Source organism: Paraburkholderia tropica (assembly GCF_900109265.1).
Classification (GTDB): domain Bacteria; phylum Pseudomonadota; class Gammaproteobacteria; order Burkholderiales; family Burkholderiaceae; genus Paraburkholderia; species Paraburkholderia tropica.
Genome location: NZ_FNZM01000005.1, coordinates 219860 through 241915 on the forward strand (window position 1 = coordinate 219860; position 22056 = coordinate 241915).

Annotated in this window: 17 protein-coding genes; 7 read left to right on the forward strand and 10 right to left on the reverse strand. The window is 65.5% G+C overall.

From position 1 onward, the window contains the following. Positions 1-22 precede the first annotated feature (22 nt). The gene (locus tag BMY06_RS09800; protein ID WP_065061774.1) at positions 23-1594 is read left to right on the forward strand and encodes a sensor histidine kinase; all 1572 of its coding nucleotides are present in this window, start codon (positions 23-25) and stop codon (positions 1592-1594) included. 124 nt (positions 1595-1718) lie between these two features. Here BMY06_RS09800 and BMY06_RS09805 read toward each other — a convergent pair whose 3' ends face one another. The 7 genes from BMY06_RS09805 to mnmC form a co-directional block, all read right to left on the reverse strand. Continuing rightward, positions 1719-2210, reverse strand: coding sequence for an SET domain-containing protein (locus BMY06_RS09805; RefSeq protein ID WP_065061775.1), 492 nt, complete (start codon positions 2208-2210; stop codon positions 1719-1721). A gap of 281 nt (positions 2211-2491) precedes the next feature. After that, positions 2492-3604 (reverse strand): NADH:flavin oxidoreductase/NADH oxidase, encoded by a 1113-nt coding sequence (locus tag BMY06_RS09810; RefSeq protein WP_065061776.1) that lies wholly within the window; start codon positions 3602-3604, stop codon positions 2492-2494. A gap of 225 nt (positions 3605-3829) precedes the next feature. Next, a complete protein-coding gene (locus tag BMY06_RS09815) occupies positions 3830-4558 on the reverse strand; it encodes a glutamine amidotransferase (RefSeq protein WP_074982861.1) in 729 nt (242 codons plus the stop codon). Between the two features lie 268 nt (positions 4559-4826). Next, positions 4827-5465 (reverse strand): MarR family winged helix-turn-helix transcriptional regulator, encoded by a 639-nt coding sequence (locus tag BMY06_RS09820; RefSeq protein ID WP_065061778.1) that lies wholly within the window; start codon positions 5463-5465, stop codon positions 4827-4829. 780 nt (positions 5466-6245) lie between these two features. Continuing rightward, complete coding sequence (locus BMY06_RS09825; RefSeq protein WP_065061779.1) at positions 6246-7361, reverse strand: YbdK family carboxylate-amine ligase; 1116 nt, start codon at positions 7359-7361, stop codon at positions 6246-6248. A 147-nt stretch (positions 7362-7508) separates the two neighbouring features. Next, the gene (locus BMY06_RS09830; RefSeq protein ID WP_074982863.1) at positions 7509-8714 is read right to left on the reverse strand and encodes a cation:proton antiporter; all 1206 of its coding nucleotides are present in this window, start codon (positions 8712-8714) and stop codon (positions 7509-7511) included. Between the two features lie 970 nt (positions 8715-9684). After that, a complete protein-coding gene (gene mnmC / locus BMY06_RS09835; protein WP_074982865.1) occupies positions 9685-11700 on the reverse strand; it encodes a bifunctional tRNA (5-methylaminomethyl-2-thiouridine)(34)-methyltransferase MnmC2/FAD-dependent 5-carboxymethylaminomethyl-2-thiouridine(34) oxidoreductase MnmC1 in 2016 nt (671 codons plus the stop codon). Positions 11701-12190: 490 nt separating this feature from the next. Between mnmC and BMY06_RS09840 the strand changes: the two genes are divergently transcribed. Then, complete coding sequence (locus BMY06_RS09840; RefSeq protein ID WP_027815965.1) at positions 12191-12469, forward strand: HU family DNA-binding protein; 279 nt, start codon at positions 12191-12193, stop codon at positions 12467-12469. A 142-nt stretch (positions 12470-12611) separates the two neighbouring features. Here BMY06_RS09840 and BMY06_RS09845 read toward each other — a convergent pair whose 3' ends face one another. Continuing rightward, entirely contained in the window at positions 12612-13970 is a 1359-nt protein-coding gene (locus tag BMY06_RS09845; RefSeq protein WP_074982867.1) for a GTP-binding protein, read from the reverse strand. A gap of 180 nt (positions 13971-14150) precedes the next feature. Beyond that, positions 14151-14594 carry a lytic transglycosylase domain-containing protein gene (locus BMY06_RS09850; protein WP_065061783.1) on the reverse strand — a complete coding sequence of 148 codons (444 nt, stop codon included), beginning with the start codon at positions 14592-14594 and terminating at the stop codon, positions 14151-14153. Positions 14595-15114: 520 nt separating this feature from the next. On the opposite strand from BMY06_RS09850, the gene gspD reads away from it, so the two are divergent. From gspD to gspF, 3 genes are read left to right on the forward strand one after another with little or no spacing between them, the layout of a single operon-like run. Next, the gene (gene gspD / locus BMY06_RS09855) at positions 15115-17451 is read left to right on the forward strand and encodes a type II secretion system secretin GspD (RefSeq protein ID WP_074982869.1); all 2337 of its coding nucleotides are present in this window, start codon (positions 15115-15117) and stop codon (positions 17449-17451) included. A 2-nt stretch (positions 17452-17453) separates the two neighbouring features. Further along, a complete protein-coding gene (gene gspE / locus BMY06_RS09860; RefSeq protein ID WP_065061785.1) occupies positions 17454-18950 on the forward strand; it encodes a type II secretion system ATPase GspE in 1497 nt (498 codons plus the stop codon). An 18-nt stretch (positions 18951-18968) separates the two neighbouring features. Further along, positions 18969-20186 (forward strand): type II secretion system inner membrane protein GspF, encoded by a 1218-nt coding sequence (gene gspF, locus BMY06_RS09865; protein WP_065061786.1) that lies wholly within the window; start codon positions 18969-18971, stop codon positions 20184-20186. A gap of 67 nt (positions 20187-20253) precedes the next feature. Here gspF and BMY06_RS09870 read toward each other — a convergent pair whose 3' ends face one another. Further along, entirely contained in the window at positions 20254-20667 is a 414-nt protein-coding gene (locus BMY06_RS09870; protein ID WP_074983007.1) for a general secretion pathway protein GspC, read from the reverse strand. A gap of 284 nt (positions 20668-20951) precedes the next feature. On the opposite strand from BMY06_RS09870, the gene gspG reads away from it, so the two are divergent. Next, on the forward strand, positions 20952-21398 hold the full coding sequence (gspG, locus tag BMY06_RS09875) for a type II secretion system major pseudopilin GspG (protein WP_124262028.1): 447 nt from the start codon (positions 20952-20954) through the stop codon (positions 21396-21398). A gap of 174 nt (positions 21399-21572) precedes the next feature. Continuing rightward, the gene (locus tag BMY06_RS09880) at positions 21573-22055 is read left to right on the forward strand and encodes a GspH/FimT family pseudopilin (protein WP_390969565.1); all 483 of its coding nucleotides are present in this window, start codon (positions 21573-21575) and stop codon (positions 22053-22055) included. Position 22056 lies beyond the last annotated feature (1 nt).

Below are 22056 nucleotides of genomic sequence, written 5' to 3' on the forward strand. Positions count from 1 at the left end.
ACCCCTTTCGCCCGAACCGATCATGTCCCTTCCGGCCGCAACGAGCCTGCGGCGTACGCTGCTGCGGCGCCTCGCCGCCCCACTTTCGCTGCTCGCGTTGATGAGCGGCCTGATCGCCTATTGGCTCGCGTGGCAGTACACGCAGCACGTGGTCGACCGCTCGCTCGCCGACCTGGCCACTGCGATCTCCAAACAGATCCAGATCGCCGGTCCCGAAGCGCCCGTCACGGTGCCGCCGCTCGCGCAGGCCATGTTCTCCGATCCGGTCGAGCACCTCGTCTACCGCATCAGCAACGGTGAAACCGAAATCGCCGGCGACCACGATCTGCCGCTGCAAGGCACCAACGTGCGCCGCATGCACTACGCGTACGTGTTCGAGACCATTTATCACGGCGTGAGCGTGCGCGTCGCGCAGGTGCGCGTGCCGCAGCCCACCGGCAACCCCATCGTGGTCGAAGTCGGCCAGCCCGTGCATCATCGCTTCCGCATCGCCGCCGAGTTCCTCGTCGCGATCATGATGCCGCTGCTGCTCCTGCTGCTCGCGGGCTGGGTGATCGTGTGGCGCGTGGTGAACCAGCAGCTCAATCCGCTGACCGATCTCGCCGATTCGCTCAACCGCCAGACGCACACCTCGCTCGAACCCGTCGACGAGACCTTCGTGCCCGTCGAGATCCGTCCGCTCACGGGCGCGCTGAACGCCCTGCTCGGCCGCCTGAAAACCGCGCTCGAAGGTCAGCGCAAATTCATCGCCGACGCCGCGCATCAGTTGCGCACGCCGCTGACCGCCGTGAAGCTGCACGCCGAACAGGCCGTCAACGCACGCGAGCCGCAAAAGGTCAGCGACGCCGTGCGCGAGCTGCGCGCCGCCGCCGACCGAGCGGTGCGGCTCTCGAATCAGCTGCTCTCGCTCGCTCGCGCGGAGCCGGGCGAACAGGCGGCGCGTTTCGTCGATATCGACATGGCTGCGCTCGCGTTCGAAACGGGCGCCGAGTGGGTGCCGCGCGCGCTCGCGAGCCACGTCGACCTGGGCTTCCAGCGTCTCGACGATCCGGAGAACGACACGCCGCTGATGGTGCGCGGCAATCCCGTGCTGCTGCACGAAGTGATCGCCAATCTGCTCGACAACGCGCTCAAGTATCTGCCGCCCGCGCGCCCCGACGGCGGCCGCATCACGGTCACCGTTTCGCAGACGCTCGCCGAAGGTTTGCCGATGGCCGAAATCATCGTCGAGGACAATGGCCGCGGCGTGCCGCACGCGCAGCAAGCCGATCTGTTCAAGCGCTTCTTCCGCGGCGACGGTCAGAGCGAGAGCGGCGTCGATAGCGGCGCGGGCCTCGGCCTCGCGATCGTGCACGACATCATGGCGCTGCATCGCGGCAGCGTGCATTACGAAGATGCGCCCGAAGGCGGCGCGCGGTTCATCGTGCGCGTGCCGCTCGTGAATCGCCGCATCGTGAGTGGCGACCCCGCGCAGCGCCTGAATGCGCCGCAGCCGTCCGCACTCGCCGACGACCGCGCCGCGAACGACATCGCGAACGAGACCACGCCGACGCCCGCGAACAAACCCGCGCACGACGCGCCGGTCGATCTGTAGACGGCGGCGCAAGCGGAGCACCGCGCACATCGCGCATCGAAAATAACAAGGGCCGCATAAGCGGCCCTTGTTCATTGCGTCGTGTCGCGAAGATGCGTTGCGCGCGGCTACGCTGAATTCACGCTCACTTCTTTTTCTTGCCCTTCGACTTCTTGCCGCCCTTCTCTTCTTCGGGCGGCGCGAGCATCGTGCCGCGACATTTGCGCGCGCCGCAGCGGCATTCGTATTCGCGCTTGAGCTTCTTGGTCTGCTTCGCGTCGATCACGAGACCATAGTCGTAGAACAGCTCTTCGCCGCCGTCGATTTCGCGCAGCGCGTGAATGTACACGTGCCCGTCGATTTCCTCGGCTTCGCAGTTCGGCGCGCACGAATGATTGATCCAGCGCGCGCTGTTGCCGTTCACCTTGCCGTCGATCACGTCGCCGTCATCGAGCGCGAAATAGAAGGTGTGATTCGGCTCGTCGGGATTGTGCGGATGACGGCGCAGCGCCTCTTTCCACGAAATGCGCTCGCCCTTGTATTCGATCAGACGTTCGCCAGCCGCGATCGGACCAACCGCAAATACGCCCTTGCCGTGTACGCCCGACTGGCGCACGACGATCCTGCGTACACTCATTGATAAATCCTTGTGAAGTACTGGGGAGACGTTTCCCGCTCGCGGCATTCGCTGCCCGGCGCGTGCGTCCTGCGTTGAAGCGCGCGTGCGATTCAAGGCAATCGACATGCAACGCCAGGCAAAGCAATGTGCGCTTCAACGTGAATGCGGCGCCTTGTCGGCGCCGCGCTCGTGAACACGCTGCGTGGATCTCGAACCTCGATCCGGGTCGCCTGGCGCGTCACATCTGGAATCGTACACGTTCGCGGCGCCTTCGTTCAACCCGTACGCCGCATAGAGACTCAACGTTGACCGAGCGTCGTCTCGCCGAACAGGTGTTTCTGGTCGCGCGGCTGCGAGCGCCAGTACTGCGGCGGCGCGCTCACCGTTGCGCCGAGTTGCGCGGCGGCGTGCCACGGCCAGCGCGGATCGTAAAGCATCGCGCGCGCCATCGCGATCATGTCGGCTTCGCCATCTTCGACGATCTGGTTCGCCTGCAACGGATCGGTGATGAGACCCACGGCAATCGTATTCATGCCGGTCTCCTGCTTCACCTTGCGCGCAAACGGCACCTGATAACCGGGCTCGAGCGGGATCTTCTGCAACGGCGACACGCCGCCCGTCGACACGTCGATCCAGTCGCAGCCGCGCGCCTTGAGCGCCTGTGCGAACACGACCGTTTCTTCCGGCGTCCAGCCGCCTTCGACCCAATCGGTCGCCGACACGCGCACGCCCACCGGACGATCCTCCGGAAACACCGCGCGCACCGCGTCGAAGACTTCAAGCGGAAAGCGCATGCGGTTTTCGAGCGAGCCGCCGTATTCGTCGTTGCGCTGATTCGCGATCGGCGAGAGGAATTGATGCAGCAAATAGCCGTGCGCCGCGTGCACTTCGAGCGCGTCGATACCCAGTCGCGCGGCACGGCGCGCCGTCGCCACGAAGGCTTCCTTTACGCGCAGCAGGCCCGCGACGTCGAGCGCGAGCGGCGGCGTTTCATCGGCCTTGTGCGGCAGCGCCGAGGGCGCATGCGGCAACCATCCGCCATCGGCGACCGAAATCAGCTGGCCGCCTTCCCAGGGCACATGACTCGACGCCTTGCGGCCCGCGTGCGAGATCTGCATGGCGATGCGAATCGGCGAATGACGACGGATGGCGGCGATCACCGGTTCGAGTGCGGCTTCGGTGGCATCGTCCCAGAGTCCGAGATCGCCGGGCGTGATGCGCCCGACCGGTTCGACGGCGGTGGCTTCGATGCACAGCATGCCCGCGCCCGAGAGCGCGAGATGGCCAAGATGAATCATGTGCCAGTCGGTGGCTTCGCCGCGCTCGGCGGAGTACTGACACATCGGCGACACGACGATGCGGTTCGCGAGCGTCACGCCACGCAGCGCGAACGGTGTAAAGAGCTTGCTCATGGGGATGGCGCGCAGGAGGATGAGGAGCGATCGAGAATAGCACGCGTGTTTTTTCGGCGCTGGCTACTGCAAAACGCTTGCGCGGGGCGAACCGCTTGTCCTGCCGAAACGGATGCGCGAGCAAAAAGCGGGCGCGGCAAGCCACCGGACGCGGCGGCGCGTCAGTCAGCCCGTGCGAATCCCGCGGCCGTGACGGCCTGGATGGCGTGAATCAAGTCTTGCGGATCAGGGCTGCTTCGTGGCGGCCAGTTTGTCGACGGCGTCGAGCCACTCGTGCAGCATGCGGCTCGCTTGCGTTTCGAGCGTCGGCGCGTGCTGCGCCGTTTGCGCGCGCAGCGCATTGACGTCGACGCCCGCCGAAGCGATCTCGGCGGCATGACCGATCAACCAGGGCTCGAAGCGGTCGGCGCGCACTTCGGGGTGACATTGCAAACCCAGCACGTGATCGCCCCACGCGAACGCCTGGTTCTCGCACAGCGGCGTGGAGGCGAGACGCGTCGCACCCAGCGGCAGGTCGAAGGTGTCGCCGTGCCAGTGCAGCATCGAGGTCGCCGCGCCGTCCAGATGACGCAGCGGCGAAGCGCGGCCGGCGTCGGTCAGCGTGAGCGGTGTCCAGCCGATTTCCTGCTGACCCGAAGCGTAGACGCGCGCGCCGAGCACGCGCGCAATCAGTTGCGCGCCGAGGCAGATGCCGAGCGTCGGCAAACCGGCGGCAATGCGCCTTTCGATCAGCGCGGCAAGAGGAGCGAGGGTGGGATAGCGTGCGTCGTCGCACGCGTTGATCGGGCCGCCGAGTATCACCATCAGCGACGGCGAAACGGGATTGAGCGCGGCCACGCGGGCGAAGCCGACATCGACGTAACGCACGGGACGCCCGCGGTCGCCGAACACGCGCTCGAAGCTGCCGAGGTCTTCGAAATAGACGTGACGTACGGCCAAAACCTCGCGATTCATCGACAAATCCCTGGGTCAGCTACACAATCCGGTGCGCGGCGCGCGGCGTCTCCGCAGCGCGAACGCCGGGACACGCCAGCACCACACGCATGAACGCACAAGCGTACACACGCGGCGTGACAAGGTGAAGGGGGACAGGCAGAAAAGCGCGAGGCCGAAGGCCCGGCGCCGATCGCGGACGCGCCGTGCGGCCGCCGCAATCGAGGCGGCCGGTACGGTCGAGCCCGCACCCGCCACGGGCCGCCCTCGCTCGGGCGGCCATCCGGCATCAAGCCGCGAAGATCTTCCAGTTTTTCTTCTGGGTCGTCGCGTCCGCCTGTTCGTACACCGAGCAATCGAGACGCAGATCCGTGTCCGACATGTCGATGTTCAGTGCCGTGCAGTGATGCGGCGTCTTCTTCGGGTTCTTGCTCGGCTCGAAGTGCGAGCACGAGAGGCACATGCGGTGCTGCGGCATGGTGTCCTGGGCTTCGAGCACATAGACCGTCTTCAGCAGCGTGCGGTAGAGCGCCGACTGCTCTTCGGCCTTGAGGCCGCCGACTGCCTTCGAGAGAAAATCAGGCCATTGCGCGGCCTTCTTCGCAGCCGTACGGCCACGCGAGGTCAAGCGCACTGCGAGTGCACGGCCGTCGTCGAGCGCACGGCGCTTTTCGACGAGACCCTTGGTTTCGAGCGTGCTGACCGCATCGCTGGTGGTCGCTGCGGTCAGCGCCGTTTCACGGGCGATCTCGCCGAGGCGCATCGGCCCTTTACGCTGCATCAGCAGCACGAGAATTTCGCCCTGGGTCGGCGTGAGTCCTGCCCCTTCGGCCCAGTCCCACGCCTGGCTCCGCATAGCCGTGCTAAGTCGCAGCAGGCTATGGGTCACCCGCCCGGCTGCCTGCTCTCCGTATACGCCTTCGCTCATAGTCTTTCGCTGGTTATAGGCAGCTTGCGCTGCATCGTCAGCCGTCGATCATGCCGACGGCCTTGTGGGAACTTTGCGTTCGATCCCGAGGAATCGAGCACACCATCTCAAAAATTTCCTGCTTCGCATGCGCTGGAATCAGACCAAGCCACATCGCACACAGTCATTCGTTCTCACCAATCGCTCTCCCAGGCATCCTTCGTATCCCCGGTCCAGCGCGGCAAACCGACATTCTATGCGAGAGTGGCGAATCGCACAGCTAACTTATCCAACGCGAATTGTGGATAACCCGTTGGTAACTGCGCCAATACTATGTGGGTGAATTCTTGATAACGCGCAATACCTCTGAATTCAAGGCCTGGTTCACCTGAATTTAGCGGCTGCGCGCCAGTGGAATTCGTCGCTCCCGGTCAGGTTTTCCCCGACTTTTCCCCGACTTTTCCTTTCCGCAGGCCGTTGAGTTTTCAGGCATTTTTCACGTTACCCACAGGCCGCGCCCTCACACGTCAACTACTATCGGCCATTCAGCGGCAAAGATCAAAAAAAAGTAAGAACCCCCTGGTATCTTGCAACGAGCAAAAAAAATTTTTACGGCGTCTAACGCCATGCCGACTAACCGTTCCGAACGCGGGAACTCACGGCCTGCGCATTCGCCCTATATCGGCCGAATCACGCTACGTCTGACCGGAAAGCAAAAAGGGCAGCCCGTGGGCTGCCCTTTTTTTCGCGCCTGACACGCGTCGCATGCGTTGAGCGCGTCAGGCGCGAGTGCGGCTTCGCTTACGCTCGCCAGCGCAGACACTGCTGCCGCACCGCTTCGTGCAGGGACTTCTCTTCGGCGACCACACCGCGCAGCCAGGTCGCGTCATTGGTCTGCGCCCGCGCGATGGTGCCGATTTCGGTCAGCGCGCGCATCGAGCCCAGTGCCTCGCCGTGCGGCGCGATGGTCTCCAGCGTCGCGAGGATGTCCTCGGAGATGGTGCGGCGCTCGCCCGTCTGCGGATCGACGCAGGTGCCGCCCAGACCGAAACGGCATGCCTGGAAACGGTTGAACGTGTAGACGAGGTAATCGTCCTCGAGCGGCTGGATCGGCCGGTCGGTCAGCAGATGGCGCGCGAGCGTCTGGATGTAGCAGGCAATCGCGGCCGCGCGCTCGACCGACAGCGGCGTGTCCATCACGCGCACCTCGATCGTGCCGAAACCGGGCTTCGGGCGGATGTCCCAGTAGAAGTCTTTCATGCTGTTGACGACGCCCGTGTGCACCATCTTCGAGAAGTACTCCTTGAACTCCTCCCAGCTCAGCACGAACGGCGCGCGGCCCGACAGCGGAAACGCGAACACGGAATTCAGGCGTGCCGAGTGAAATCCGGTATCGACGCCCTGCACGTACGGCGACGAAGCCGACAGCGCAATGAAATGCGGGATGTAGCGCGACAGCGAATGCAGCAGGAACAGCGCGCTGTCCGCGTCCGGGCAGCCGATGTGCACGTGCTGGCCGAACACCGTGAACTGCTTCGCCAGATATCCGTAGAGCTCCGAAAGGTATTGAAAGCGCGGCGTATCGACGATGCGGCGATCGCTCCATTGCTGGAACGCGTGCGTGCCGCCGCCGCACAGGCCGACGTTCAGCCGGTCGGCGGCCGTGACGAGCACGTCGCGGATGCGGCGCAGATCGGCGACCGCCTGCTCGTGCGACGTGCAGATGCCGGTCGACAGCTCGATCATGCTTTCGGTGATTTCGGGCGTGATATTGCCCGGAATCTCCTGATCCTTGATGAGGCGCATGAGATCGCTGCCCGCCTTGGTCAGATCGTAATCGTGCGTGTTGACGATCTGCATTTCGAGTTCGATGCCGAAGGTGAACGGCTTCGAATCGACAAAAGTTTCCAGTGACATGACGTCCCCTCTTTCGGCCACGCCGCGCTGCGCGTCTCGACTGGCGAGGCGCGCGCGGCGGGCGGTGTTACGGTGCGGCGGCGAGCCGGCGCTCCGGATCGTTCAGACGTTTGAAATCCGGCGCGCGCGGCGGCCACGCCGCTCGAATCATTCTTCGCCGCGTTCGCCGACGAGCGCGAGCGCGCGATAGACGAGCCACGGCCCGACCAGTTGCAGCACGACGATTGCGCACATCATGATCGCGCGCAGGCGCGGATCGAACGACGGATACAGATCGTAGGTGTCCTCGACCAGCAGCAGCGCGAGCGCCGACATCGGCGTCAGCGCCACGCCGAGCGCCACCCCCTGCTTCCATTCGAGTCCGCTCGGCCGCGCAAAGATCAGCACACCGATCATTTTGCCGACGAAGCGCGCGACGATCAGCCCGGCCGCGGCCGCGCCGCCCACGAGAATGTCGTGCCACTCGAAGGTGGTCATCGTCAGCACGAACAGAATCACGGTGAGCAGCCATCCGGCCGTGCCGAAATGCTGCGGCCACAATTGCGGCCGCACTTCGAGATTCTTCACGATGATGCCGGCGGCCAGCAGGCTCAGGATCGTCGAGAGCTTGAGCAGATGCGCGACCGCGATCGCGAGCAGCACGAGGCCGAACAGCGCGACGAACGAATGCTCGTCCTGCGGACTCAGGCGTCGATAGAACAACGTGCAGGCGCGCGCGAGCACATACGCGACCACGATCGAGCCGATCAGCAGATACAGCGGCTGGATGATCGTGGCGAACACGTTGCCGTAGATCTCCTGATGCAGCCAGCTCGACGCGAGCTTTTCGACCACCACGGCGTACATGCTGTTGAGCGCCGTGAGCGTGAGCAGACGCTGCGTGACCTGGCCTTCGGCGCGCAGTTCGGTTTTCAGCTGGATCACCATCGCGGGCGACGTCGCCATGGCGATCGACGCCACCACGATCGCCACCATCGCCGGCACCGAAAGAAACAGCAGCACGACGAGCACGAGCACGAACGTGAGCGAGGCTTCGGCGAGACTCGACAGAATGATCCAGGGATTGCGGCGGATCCAGCGCAGGTCGAGACGGCTGCCGAGTTCGAACAGCAGCAGACCGAGCGCGACATCGAGCAGCGGCCGCGCGGCCATGGCCGTATCGACGTCGATGACGCCAAAACCCGCCGCGCCCGCGATCAGGCCAATGATCGCGTAGCCCGAAATGCGCGGGAGCCGCCAGGCGCGATAGCAGAGTTCGCCGCACAGCCCGGCAGCGAGCAGCGCGAGGCCTGCCCAGAAAATGCCGTCTGGCTGCAAGGGCCAGTCGGGAAAGAACGAAAACGCCGACTTCATCGTGGAGGCTTCTCCTTTGGCAGAAGACAAACCGGCTGTCCGACGTCGAGATGCATCAACGCATCCGCTCGATGCTGCACAGGGCGCGACTGCGACTGGCGCGTGCGGCCAGGCAGACAGGCAAGCCGCGTGCCGCACCTCGCATGGCCCGGCGGCAGCCATGCGCGACGCATTGCGGGCGAGCGCCGCGCCCACGCCATCATGCCCGGCGGCACCGACTCCTGCACGGGGCGCGCAGGCGCGCAGCCAGACGAGGCAGCGGCCAGGGACGACGAACGGCGACGGGAAACTCAGCACCGGTGCCGCTTGCGCGGCGAACAGCCGGTACGGGCGCATTCGTGTGGAAGTCAGCGCCCGCGTTGGATGGACCGGACGCTGCGGGCCTGCCTGAACTCAGATTCAGGCGGGGCGGCATCCGTTCCGTGGAAAGCGTCGGCCGTCTTGCGCGGCGTGTAACGCGGAAATGAACGGCGATTGTGCCATAGCTTTTTTGCAATTGTCCCCGCCTGGCGGCAAAGGATCACGAAGGCGGTAATTGCGTCCGTAATCGCCGAGCTTTCACGACGATAAGGAAAAAATGACCGTCGCGGCCGGAACGGCCCAGACGGCGCGCAAGCGCCGCAGGCGTCCGGCTCGTCCGATGGCGATGGAGCTAGCCTCGGGTTTACGGTTTACCGTATGTATACGTAGTAGAAGTTAACAAAGGGGGCATTTTCCTGTGGATAACCCCTGTATACCTATGTGAATCATTGGCTTGGCGTCCGCACAACCGGATGCACAGCTTGTGCGGTGACGACCGGCAACAAAGAACAACTTTTTGGGGTCGCGAAAAAGTCGCCGAGTTACCCCGTTTACGTCCACATCGTGTCCCTGCGGAACTTACCCACAATCCGCGCGCTTATCCACAGGCTGGCGTGAATAACTGTATTGGTCGCCTAAGCAGTGAGCACGCGCGCTGTGTTGGCGTCGATCAGAGCGCGCGCTGACGCAAGGCGCGCTGAAGAAAGCGTGCCGGATCGAGGTGCTCGGCCAGTTCGCGCTCGATCGGCCAGGGTTCGCCTTCGATCTGCGACGCGATCAGTTCCGCACCGAGCGCCGCCCAGACGAGTCCGCGCGAACCGAACGCGAAGGCGCCGTAAAGCCCAGGCGTGCGCGGCAGATCGAGCGGCCAGGCGCCCGAGAGACGTTGGGCGTCGTGGCGGGCGGCGTATTCGTCGCCGAGCTGGCCGATCATCGGCAGGCGGTCGCTGGTCACGCAGCGCAGCGCGACGCGGCCGCGCCAGGCTCGATCATCCGATGCCGACGTGCCGGGTTTCGTGGCCTCGGCGGCGCGCAAGGCGTCGAGCGCGGGCAGCATCTGCGCGACGCGCTCGATGTTTTCCGTGTGGCCGTCCGCGCGCAGCGCCGTATCGGTATCGTCGACTTCGTAGGTGGCGCCGATGAGCGTCACGTCGTCGGGCAGCGGCACGGCATAACCGTCGCCGATCACGGGCACGCGCAGGGACGCGAGCGGGCTGGCGTCGAGCAGCGTGAGCTGGCCGCGCACTGGGCGCGTCGGTGCGAAGTCGAGCGCGGCGGCGCGCGAGGCGTCGTGCGCATTGGCGAACACGACGACGCCTGCCTGCGTAACGAGCGCATCGGCATCGTCGTAGATGCGCCAGAGACCCGCGTCGTTATCCCGCTCGATGCGCCCGACGGACACGCCATAACGCACGTCGATCTGCGCGCCCGGCAGCGCGCGCGCGGCGGCGATCTGCGCGCGGCACAGCGAAGCCGGATCGATTGCGCCGGCCAGCGGATAAAACCAGCCGCCCTGCGCGAGCGGCGTGCCGGCGATCGCTTCGGCTTCGGCTTGCGAAACGCCGCGCACGAATTGATCGGGATAACCAAACGATTCGAGCGCCGCGGCCACGGCTTGCGCTTCGTCGTCGGTGGCCAGATGCAGCAAGCCGGTGTGCGAGCGCGTCGGCGCATGACCCGCGGCGTCGAGCGCGGCCCAGCGTTGCAGCGCGTAGAAAAAGCCCGCGCGCGTGATGCGCGAGGCGCTGCTGTCGTCGCGCGAAATGAGCGGATGGAACACGCCGGCGGGATTGCCCGACGCTTCGCGCGCAGGTTCGGCGTGCCGCTCGATCAGCGTGACGCGCCAGCCGCGCGCGGCGAGCCGTTCGACGAGCGCGCTGCCCGCGAGGCCCGCGCCGATCACCACCGCATGACGTTCGCCGACCGTGACGGGCAGCGGCGGTTCGTGTCGACGCACGCGCCAGCGCGGCGCGAAGCGGCCCGTCAGCATCGTCCATTTGCCCGCGAAGCCCGCTTCCCGGCGGTATTCGAAACCGCTTTGCTCCAGCGCGCGTTTGACGTCGCCCGCGCTGCTCCAGGTGGCAATCGTGCAGTCTTCGCCCGCCACGCGCGCGAGCGCCTTGAAGATGGGCAGCGACCACAGTTCGGGATTTTTCGCGGGCGCGAAACCGTCGAGATAGATCGCGTCGGCGCGTAACCACAGTTTGGGCAGCGTTTCGAGCGCGTCGCCGAACGCGAGCGTGAGCGTCACGCGGCCGCCTTCGAATTCGAGCCGATGCGTGCCGGGCATGAGCATCGGCCAGGCGTCGGTGAGTTGCCGGGCGAGCGCCGCGAGGTCCGCGCGTGCCGTGCGCTCCATCACGACGGCCAGTGCGGCGCGCAGATCGTCGCGCGAAAACGGGTGCATCTCCGTCGAAACGAAATGCAGGCGCTCGCAACGTGTGGGATCGGCGCGCCAGGCGGCCCAGGTCGCGAGGAAGTTCACGCCGAGTCCGAAGCCCGTTTCCAGTACGGTGAACACGCGCTGGCTTTGCCAGCGTTCGGGCAGCCGGTTGCCGCGTAAAAACACGTATTCGGATTGTTCGAGCGCGCCTTGCGGGCTGTGATAGACGTCGTCGAAACGCGGCGAGAACGGCGTGCCGTCGTCGCGAAAGGCGAGCGTGGCGGGAATCAGGGTGGCGGTCATGACTTACGCGAAGGCTGGCTGCGAGGGCAATCGTAACGATCGGGAGGTGTCGGCCGGGCGGCGTGGCGTATGAAGGCGCGCGACGTTGCTTGTGTCGTTGCTTTTGAAGCGGGGTAAACGCCCGCCCACGCTGGGTTTGCGGGCAAAAACCGTTGGCTCGGCGCAACGCGGTGTGCAGCAAAAACGCGTTCGCGCGGGGTGTTCGCCGTGCTGCGCGCATCAAAAGCGCACGGCGATGCGAAAAAACCCGGGCTTACCCCTCGAAATCTACGAAACCCTTGTCGTTATTGGGTTTGCGCTGCGCTATCATAGCAAGCGCCGCCCAGGGAAGCGGCAGCACGGACGTCGCGGGTCGAGCCATACGCTTGCCACCGCACGCAAATCCCCGGGGTGCTCCGGGTCCGTCGCTGCTCGACGGCGCGGCACGCGACCGTATAATCGGCGCGTTCGCGCTGTTCGTGTCAACCTAAACACAGAAAGGAACTTCTCAATGAATAAACAGGAACTGATCGACGCCGTCGCAGCACAGACGGGCGCTAGCAAGGCACAAACCGGCGAAACGCTGGACACGCTCCTCGAAGTGGTCAAGAAGGCTGTGTCGAAAGGCGACGCAGTTCAACTGATCGGCTTCGGCAGCTTCGGCTCGGGCAAGCGCGCTGCGCGCACCGGTCGTAACCCGAAGACGGGCGAAACCATCAAGATTCCGGCTGCCAAGACCGTCAAGTTCACGGCTGGCAAGGCGTTCAAGGACGCCGTCAACAAGCGCTAAGGCATTACCGCTTTAAGTTGACACCCGCCCCTGGCGGGTTTTTTTTCGCCTGAAAAAGACAACGGCGCCGCGTCGAATGGATATCGACGCGGCGCCGTTTTTTCGTCATCGACGCGGTGAATCGAGCGCTTTTACAGCGCGCTCAATGGCGATGAACGATCTCGTCTTCGTGGTCGTGATCGTGTTCGTCGTCGTCGAAATCCCATTCCGGGAACGGGTCGTCGAAGGCTTGCCAGGCGTTCGGGCCGCCCGCGTATTCCTCGTCGGTCAGCAGGCAGGCGTCGAGCTTCGTCTGCCACGTGGCGTGGTCGAGATTCACGCCGATCAGCACCAGTTCCTGGCGACGGTCGCCGATGGTCGCGTCGTTGGCGTCGCCGTACCAGTCGGCGGCGATTTCCGCTTCGAGGCCGGCGTCTTCCGGCCATTCGTCGCGCGGCAGCGCCGCCCACCACGTGCCCGCCGGGCCGTGTCGGCACACGCCGCCCGCCTGCGAAAGCGAGCCGGTGATGTCGTTGCGCGTGGCGAGCCAGAAGAAGCCCTTCGAGCGCAGCACGCCCGGCCATTCCTGATTCAGCAGCGCCCACAGCCGCGCCGGATGAAACGGCCGGCGGGCGCGATACACGAAGCTGCCGATGCCGTAAGCGCCGCTCTGCTCGTGGTGCGCGTGCTGGCAGTCGGGGTCGCCGCATGCGCCGTGATCGTGGTCGTGGTCGTGGTCGTGAGCATGATCGTGGTCGTGCGCGTGGCGATGCTCGCGCAAAGACGCCTGCCAGCCCGGCGCGCTCGCCGCGTCGTCGAAATCGAAGCGACCCGTGTTCAGCACGATGTCGAGCGGCACGTCGCCGAAGCGGCTCACCACCTGCACGGCGCGCGGATTGATCTGCTTGAGAATCTGCTGCAGATGCGCGAGATCTTCGGCGCTCACGAGATCGGCCTTGTTCAGCACCAGCACGTCGCAGAACTCCACCTGCTCGATCAGCAGTTCGACGATCGTGCGGTCGTCGCCCTCGCCCACCGTCAGGCCGCGCTCGGCGAGCGGGTCGGCGCTCGCGTAGTCGCGCAGAAAATTGAAGGCGTCGACGACCGTGACGAGCGTGTCGAGGCGCGCGAAATCGGCCAGCGCGTGGCCTTCTTCGTCGGCGAACGCGAAGCTTTCCGCGACCGGCAGCGGTTCGGCCACGCCCGTCGATTCGATCAGGATGGCGTCGAAGCGCTGGCCCGCGCGCGCCGGATCGGCGAGACGGCGGACTTCGGTGAGCAGGTCGTCGCGCAGCGTGCAGCAGATGCAGCCGTTCGACAGCTCGACGAGCCGTTCCTCGACGTGTGCGAGCGCGGAAGCGTCGCGCACCAGTGCGGCGTCGATGTTGACGGCGGCCAGATCGTTGACGATCACGGCTACGCGCAGTCCGGCGCGGTTGGCGAGGACGTGGTTGAGCAGCGTGGTTTTGCCCGCGCCCAGAAACCCGGAGAGCACGGTGACGGGCAGTGGCGGCTGGTTCATCGCAGTGAGCAGTAAGAGAAGACGGGAAGAAGCGGGCCGCGCGCGGCGGCGCGGCGCAAGGCTCAATTGTGCACCATGCGCGCGAGGGGCGCTGCAGGCGTGGGCGCGGAGTTGAATACGGCAACGGAAGCGATGACGGGGCCGGATGAGCCGCTCAGTCCGCGCCCGAACGGCGTTCCGTTACTGCATCAGCTTCCACTTGCGCAGGATGGCGGCGATCTGCTGCGCATACTGGTCGCGCAGCGTGGGCGTTTCCGAGTGGTACGCGCCCACGGCGGCCCAGGTATTGCCGTACTTGTTCATCTTCTGGCGCAGATGCCAGGCCGCGATGTAGACGTTCTTGCACGGCTCCATCAGCGTGCTCTGCGAAATGCCGTATTGCGCGAGCGCCGGCAGATGGATCGAGTTGATCTGCATGACGCCGTAATCGACCGATCCGTTCGCATTCCTGTGCAGTGCTTCGGGTGTGTTGTGCGATTCCTGCCACGCGATCGCGCGCAGGATCAGCGGATTCACCTTCTGGTAGCGCGCCGCCTCGTCGAAACAATCGGCGCGCGCGCCCGTGCTGGCGCAGGCCAGCGCGAGCGCAAGAGCGGAGATCGTAGCGGACGCAACCTTTTTCATTCTGATGCTGAGCGAGGGCCGGAGACGGCATGCTAGCCGAAGTTTCCTCGGTGGCGAGGAAAAAATCGCAGGCGAATCTGGGGAAAACCCGTGTCTTTGGCTCATTTTCGAGCTTGCGGACCGCCCGTATCATACCGGCAGTCGATGACGCGTCAAGCCAGCCGGACGGGCTATGCGTCCCGGCTCAACACGATTTGTCGACCGTGCGATTGCCCGATCCTTACAAAATCCTTCAAATCGCTGCTTCTTTAGAAGAAATCCCCGGACCGCCTTTCTTTGTGACAAATTCGACACGAAAAGCTGCTACTGTTTCTCCTTTTGGTGTGCATCGGTTGCCGGGGGGAGGAGCGTCGGCAGTTCGAGGCGGGTCGATCGAAGGGGTCTGCGGCTTTCGCGTATACGGCAATCGCCACGCGCGGGCCGACCGTTCGGGCACGATGCACACGTTGAGCACGATAAGCACGACTAGCCGGCGGCGTCCGCTGCCGGCTTCGATATGACATCCATGAGAAGAAATCGTATGGCTTTGCGTCGCCTCGCCACGGCGCTGCTCGTGAGCGGGCTCATTTCGGCGCAGCTCGCGCATGCCCAGGTCACGCTCAACTTCGTCAATGCCGACATCGACCAGGTCGCCAAGGCGATCGGGGCGGCCACGGGCAAAACGATCATCGTCGATCCGCGCGTGAAGGGGCAGCTCAATCTCGTGTCCGAGAACGCCGTTCCCGAGGACCAGGCGCTCAAGACGCTGCAATCGGCGCTGCGCATGCAGGGCTTCGCGCTCGTGCAGGATCATGGCGTACTGAAGGTCGTGCCCGAAGCCGACGCCAAGCTGCAAGGCGTGCCCACTTTCGTGGGCAACACGCCCGGCGCGCGCGGCGACCAGGTCATCACGCAGGTTTTCCAGCTCCGCAACGAGTCGGCGAACAACCTGCTGCCGGTGCTGCGTCCGCTCATTTCGCCGAACAACACCATCGCGGCCTATCCGGGCAACAACGCGCTCGTCGTGACCGATTACGCGGACAACGTGCGCCGCATCGCTGCGATCATCGCCGGTGTGGACACGGCCGCCGGTCAGCAGGTGCAGGTGGTGCCGCTGCGCAACGCCAACGCCATCGACATCGCGCCCACGCTGCAAAAGATGCTCGATCCGGGTGCGATCGGCGGTTCCGATCCCACGCTCAAGGTCACGGTGCTCGCCGACGCGCGCACCAATTCGATCATGCTGCGCGCCTCGAATGCGCAGCGCCTCGCCGCGGCGAAGCAGCTCGCGCAGCAGCTCGACGCGCCCACGAGCATGCCGGGCAACATGCACGTCGTCTCGCTGCGCAACGCCGACGCGGTGACGCTCGCGAAGACGCTGCGCGGCATGCTGGGCAAGGGCGGCAACGATTCGTCGTCGTCGGGCAGCGGTGCGAATTCGTTCAACCAGAACGGCAACAGCGGCGGCTCGGGCAGCAATGGCAGCGGCTCGACCGGCATGTCGGGCACGCCGCCGCTGCCGAGTTCGCTGGGCGGCGGCAACAGCGCGTCGAGCAATCCGATGTCGGGCGGTTCGTCGTCGGGCAATAACAACGACTTCCTCGGCGACAACAACAAGGACAAGGGCGACGACAACTCGGGCGGCGGCATGATCCAGGCCGACGCCGCGACCAACTCGCTCATCATCACGGCGCCGGACGCGGTGTATCGCAACCTGCGCTCCGTGATCGACCAGCTCGACGCCCGCCGCGCGCAGGTCTATATCGAAGCGCTGATCGTCGAACTGAACTCGAACACCAACGCCAACCTCGGCATCCAGTGGCAGATCGGCAGCGGCAACGTGCTGGCCGGCACCAATCTCGCCACCGGCAGCGGCAACAGCATCATCAACCTCACGGCGGACGCCGTGACGGGCGGCGGCCTCGTGAGCTCGCTGGGTGCGCTCCAGCAAGGTCTGAACGTGGGCTGGGTGCACAACCTGTTCGGCGTGCAGGGTCTGGGCGCGCTGCTGCAGGCGCTCTCCCAGACGAGCGACGCGAACGTGCTCTCCACGCCGAATCTCATCACGCTCGACAACCAGGAAGCGAAGATCGTGGTCGGCACCAACGTGCCGATCCAGACGGGTTCGTATTCGAACCTCACGAGCGGCTCGACGAGTTCGGCGTTCAATACCTACGATCGCGTCGACGTGGGTCTCACGCTGCACATCAAGCCGCAGATCACCGAAGGCGGCATCCTGAAGCTGCAGCTTTACACGGAAGATTCGGCGATCGTGAACGGCACGACCAACGCCTCGACGAATCCGGCCGGTCCGGAATTCACGAAGCGTTCGATCCAGTCGACCGTGCTGGCCGACAACGGCGAGATCATCGTGCTCGGCGGCCTGATGCAGGACAACTACCAGGTCAGCAACAGCAAGGTGCCGCTGCTCGGCGACATTCCGTGGATCGGCCAGCTGTTCCGTTCGGAAAACAAGACGCGCGCGAAGACCAATCTGATGGTGTTCCTGCGTCCGGTGATCATCAGCGATCGCAATACGGCGCAGGCGGTCACGTCGAATCGCTACGACTACATCCAGGGCGTGACGGGCGCGTACAAGTCCGACAACAACCTGATCAAGGATAACGACGATCCGGTCGTGCCGCCGATGCCGGTGGGCCCGGCCGAAGGCGGTTCGGCGCTCAATCTGTTCGATCTCGACAAGATGCGTCGCGAGCAGGCAGTGCGCACGATCCAGGGCGCGCAGCCCGCGAGCGCCACGCAGATGCAGCCCGCCGTGCCGGTCCAGACGATCCCGGTTCAAACGGTGCCGGTGCAGACCGCGCCGGTGCAGCAGCAGCAACAGCCGCTCACCAGCCCGCAGCAGGTGCAGCCTTGAGCATGCCGGATACGCCTCAACCGGCTTCGGCGACCACGGCCGCGCGCGAGGCGCCCTCGCCGCTCGCCGCGCGTCTCGTGCCGTACAGCTTTGCCAGGAGCGGGCAACTGCTCGTTGCGCAGCAACGCGCGGACGGCCTCGAAGTGTGGATCAGCGAGCGCACGTCGGGCGCGGCGATCGCCGAAGTCGCGCGTAACTTCGGCGCGTTTTCGCTGGTCCGCTTGCCGGCCGACGAACTCGCGCTGGCGATCAATCAGGCGTATGCGCGCCAGGACGGCAGCGCCGCGCAGGTTGTGGGCGAAGTCGAAGGCGAAGTCGATCTTTCGCGTCTCATGCAGGACATTCCCGAAGTGGAAGACCTGCTCGAATCCGAAGACGACGCGCCGATCATCCGCATGATCAACGCGCTGCTCACCCAGGCGGCGCGCGAGCAGGCGTCCGATATTCACATCGAGCCGTTCGAAAATGCCTCGGTGGTGCGCTTTCGCGTCGACGGCACGCTGCGCGACGTCGTGCGTCCGAAAAAGGCCCTGCACGGTGCGCTGATCTCGCGTATCAAGATCATGGCGCAGCTCGACATCGCCGAAAAACGTCTGCCGCAGGACGGCCGCATCACGCTGCGCGTGGGCGGGCGTCCGGTCGACGTGCGCGTGTCGACCTTGCCCACCGGTCACGGCGAACGCGCCGTGCTGCGTCTGCTCGAAAAAGACGCGCAGCGCCTGAATCTCGAAGCGCTCGGCATGGCCGCGGACACGCTCGGCAAGTTCGACCAGTTGATCGCGAAACCGCACGGCATCGTGCTGGTCACGGGACCGACCGGCTCGGGTAAAACGACCACGCTCTACGCGTCGATGTCGCGGCTCGAAACGGCCACGACCAACATCATGACCGTGGAAGACCCGATCGAGTACGACCTCTCGGGCATCGGTCAGACGCAGGTGAACGAGCGTATCGGCATGACGTTCGCGCGCGCGTTGCGCTCGATTCTGCGTCAGGATCCGGACATCATCATGATCGGTGAAATCCGCGATCTGGAGACCGCGCAAATTGCCGTGCAGGCTTCGCTCACGGGCCACCTCGTGCTCGCGACGCTGCACACCAACGACGCGGCATCGGCCGTGACGCGTCTGACCGACATGGGCGTCGAGCCGTATCTGCTCGCTTCGTCGCTGCTCGGCGTGCTGGCGCAGCGGCTCGTGCGTCAGCTTTGCCCGCACTGCAAGGAAGAGCGCGTCGAGGACGACGGCCGCAAGCGCTGGCATCCGGTCGGCTGCGAGCGCTGCGGACAATCGGGCTATTCCGGCCGACGCGGCGTGTACGAACTGCTGCTGATCGACGAACCGATCCGCAACCTGATTCACCGCAACGCCGCCGACGCGGAGATCTTCAGCGCGGGCCGCGAACAGGGCATGCGCACGTTGCGCGAGGACGGCGAACGCTGGCTCGATGCGGGCCGCACGTCGCTCGAAGAAGTGCTGCGCGTGACCGGCGGCGCTTAAGCGGAGGCGATCAGCAACATGCCAGCATTTCGCTTTGAAGCGATCGACGCCGCGGGCAAGGCGCAAAAAGGCGTACTCGATGCCGACAGCGCGCGCAGTGCGCGTGCGCAATTGCGCGGCCAGGGACTCACGCCGCTCGTCGTCGAACCGGCGGCCACGCGTACGCGCGGCGCGCGCCAGCAGCGTCTCGCGCTCGGACGCAAGCTCTCGCAGCGCGAGCAGGCCATTCTCACGCGGCAGCTCGCGAGCCTGCTGATTGCCGGTCTGCCGCTCGGCGAAGCGCTTGCGGTGCTCACGGAACAGGCCGAACGCGATTACATCCGCGAACTGATGGCCGCGATCCGTGCCGAAGTGCTCGGCGGCCACTCGCTCGCGAACGCGCTCACGCAGCATCCGCGCGACTTTCCGGATATCTATCGCGCGCTCGTGGCGGCGGGCGAGCACACCGGCAAACTCGGCATCGTGCTTTCGCGTCTGGCCGATTACATCGAGCAGCGCAACGCGCTCAAACAGAAGATCGTGCTGGCGTTCACGTACCCGACGATCGTGACGATCATCGCGTTCGGCATTGTCACGTTTCTGTTGAGTTACGTGGTGCCGCAAGTCGTGAACGTGTTCGCGAGCACGAAGCAGCAACTGCCGTTTCTGACCATCGTGATGATGGCGCTGTCGGGTTTCGTGCGTCAGTGGTGGTGGGCGGTGCTGATCGCGGTGCTGATCGTCGCGTGGATCGTGCGCGCCACGCTCAGGCGTCCCGGTCCGCGCCTCGCCTTCGACCGCTGGATGCTGACGGCGCCGCTCGCCGGCAAGCTCGTGCGCGGCTACAACACCGTGCGCTTCGCGAGCACGCTGGGAATTCTGAGCGCGGCGGGCGTGCCGATCCTGCGCGCGTTGCAGGCGGCGGGCGAAACGCTTTCGAACAAGGCGATGCGCAACAACATCGACGAAGCCATCGTGCGCGTGCGCGAAGGCACGTCGCTGTCACGCGCACTCGGCAATACGAAGACGTTTCCGCCGGTGCTGGTGCATCTGATCCGCTCGGGCGAAGCGACCGGCGACGTCACGACGATGCTCGACCGCGCGGCCGAAGGCGAAGCGCGCGAACTCGAACGCCGCACGATGTTCCTGACGAGTCTGCTGGAGCCGCTGCTGATTCTGGCGATGGGCGGCGTGGTGCTGGTGATCGTGCTCGCGGTGATGCTGCCGATCATCGAGTTGAATAATCTGGTGCAGTAGCGGACGAGACGAACGCGCGCCACATAACGAAGGCGCGACGCCGCGGCGTCCGCCTTCGGGATGCGCCTCAGCGCACGTAGATGGTGGGACCGGCGGCGTTGGCGGGCAGCGCGACTTCCGAGCGCACGCCGTGGCGGTCGATGATGATCGAGCGCGCGCGCACTTCGGCGAGCTTCGTGTCCTGGCCGATCGGACCGCCGAGCGAGACGGCCTTGGCCGGTTCGCCGCCGATGCTCAGGATGGCCGCCGCGCCCTGTTGCAGCGCGAGGATGCCGAACAGGTGAATGTCCTGCACGGCGCTGCGGTCGAGCTTGCCGCCGAACAGCGTGCCGGCCTGATCGAGCGACACCGGCGCCTGCGCCGCCGCGGCCTGCGCGGGCGTGGCGCGCGTGGTGGCGATTTCGAGCGTCCACCACGCAGCCGTGGCGCAAAAAGCCGCGAAGGCGGCGAGTGACAGGAGGCGGATTTGCAGTGGGTTCATGCGCACCATTGTACGGAGTATTGTGGGCGTTTTGATGGCACCGCGAGGGCCGTTCCCGCAACCTGAGGCGCTCCTCGGTCACGCCGGGCAAGCGCGGCGCGAAAGGTGCCGAAAGGGACGCCGGAATCAGGTCGCGAAGGCGTCATCGTGTGACATTACAATGACCCGTCACAGTGGCGCGAACGTCGTGTTCGCGCGCAGGACGGAATGTGGCGCACGCTGTGCGCCGCGACGATTTTTAGCGAGGAGGGAAAGAAGTCATGTCCATGTGGGCCCAAAAACGGATGCAGCTCGGCCGTGCACAACTCGAGGGGCGCCGCCAGCGCGGTTTCACGCTGATCGAAATCATGGTCGTGATCGCGATCCTCGGCATTCTGGCCGCGCTGATCGTGCCGAAGATTATGAGCCGTCCCGACGAAGCGCGCCGTGTGGCGGCGAAGCAGGACATCGGCACGATCATGCAGGCGATGAAGCTCTATCGCCTCGACAACGGCCGCTATCCGACGCAGGACCAGGGTTTGCAATCGCTGATCCAGAAGCCCACCACCGACCCGGTGCCGAACAACTGGAAGGACGGCGGCTACCTCGAGCGCCTGCCCAACGATCCGTGGGGCAATCCGTACCAGTACCTGAATCCGGGCGTGCACGGCGAAATCGACGTGTTCAGTTACGGCGCCGACGGCAAGCCCGGCGGCGAAGGTAACGACGCCGACGTCGGCTCCTGGCAGTAAGCGTCGCCGCGCCACGCGCCCTTTTTTCAGGCATGCGTGGCGCGTCGGCGGCTCCTTCGACTACGCGAATCCTGTCTCATCCAGCCCGCTTTTTCCAGCCCGTCTTTCTCCAGCCCCATGAGCTCAAGCCCTTCCCGCCGCTGTGTCCGCGCGCCGCTTCGTGCGTCGTCCGGCATGCCGTCGCGCATGTCGCCGCGTGCGCGCGCGGCGGGCTTCACGCTGCTGGAAATGCTCGTCGTGCTGATGATCGCGGGCTTGCTGATCTCGCTCGCGTCGATTTCGCTCACGCGCAATCCGCGCACCGATCTCAACGAGGAAGCGCAACGCGTCGCGCTGCTGCTCGAATCGGCGGGCGACGAGGCGCAGGTGCGCGCGCAGCCCATCGCGTGGCAGCCGCTCTCGGGCGGTTTTCGCTTCGACGTGCGCACCGAGGACGGCTGGCGTCCGCTGCGTGACGATCTGCTCGGTCCGCGCCGCTGGGAAGGCGGCGTGACGGGCGTGGCGATCAACTATCCGGGCGCCGACGACGACTCGCAGGCGAGCCGTCTCGTGTTCGGCACCGAAGCCGTCGATCAACCCGTGCAGATCACGCTGTTTTCGGCCGTGGGCCGCGCGACCATCGTCGGCACGGGCACCGGCCGCTTCGAGGTGCGCTGAG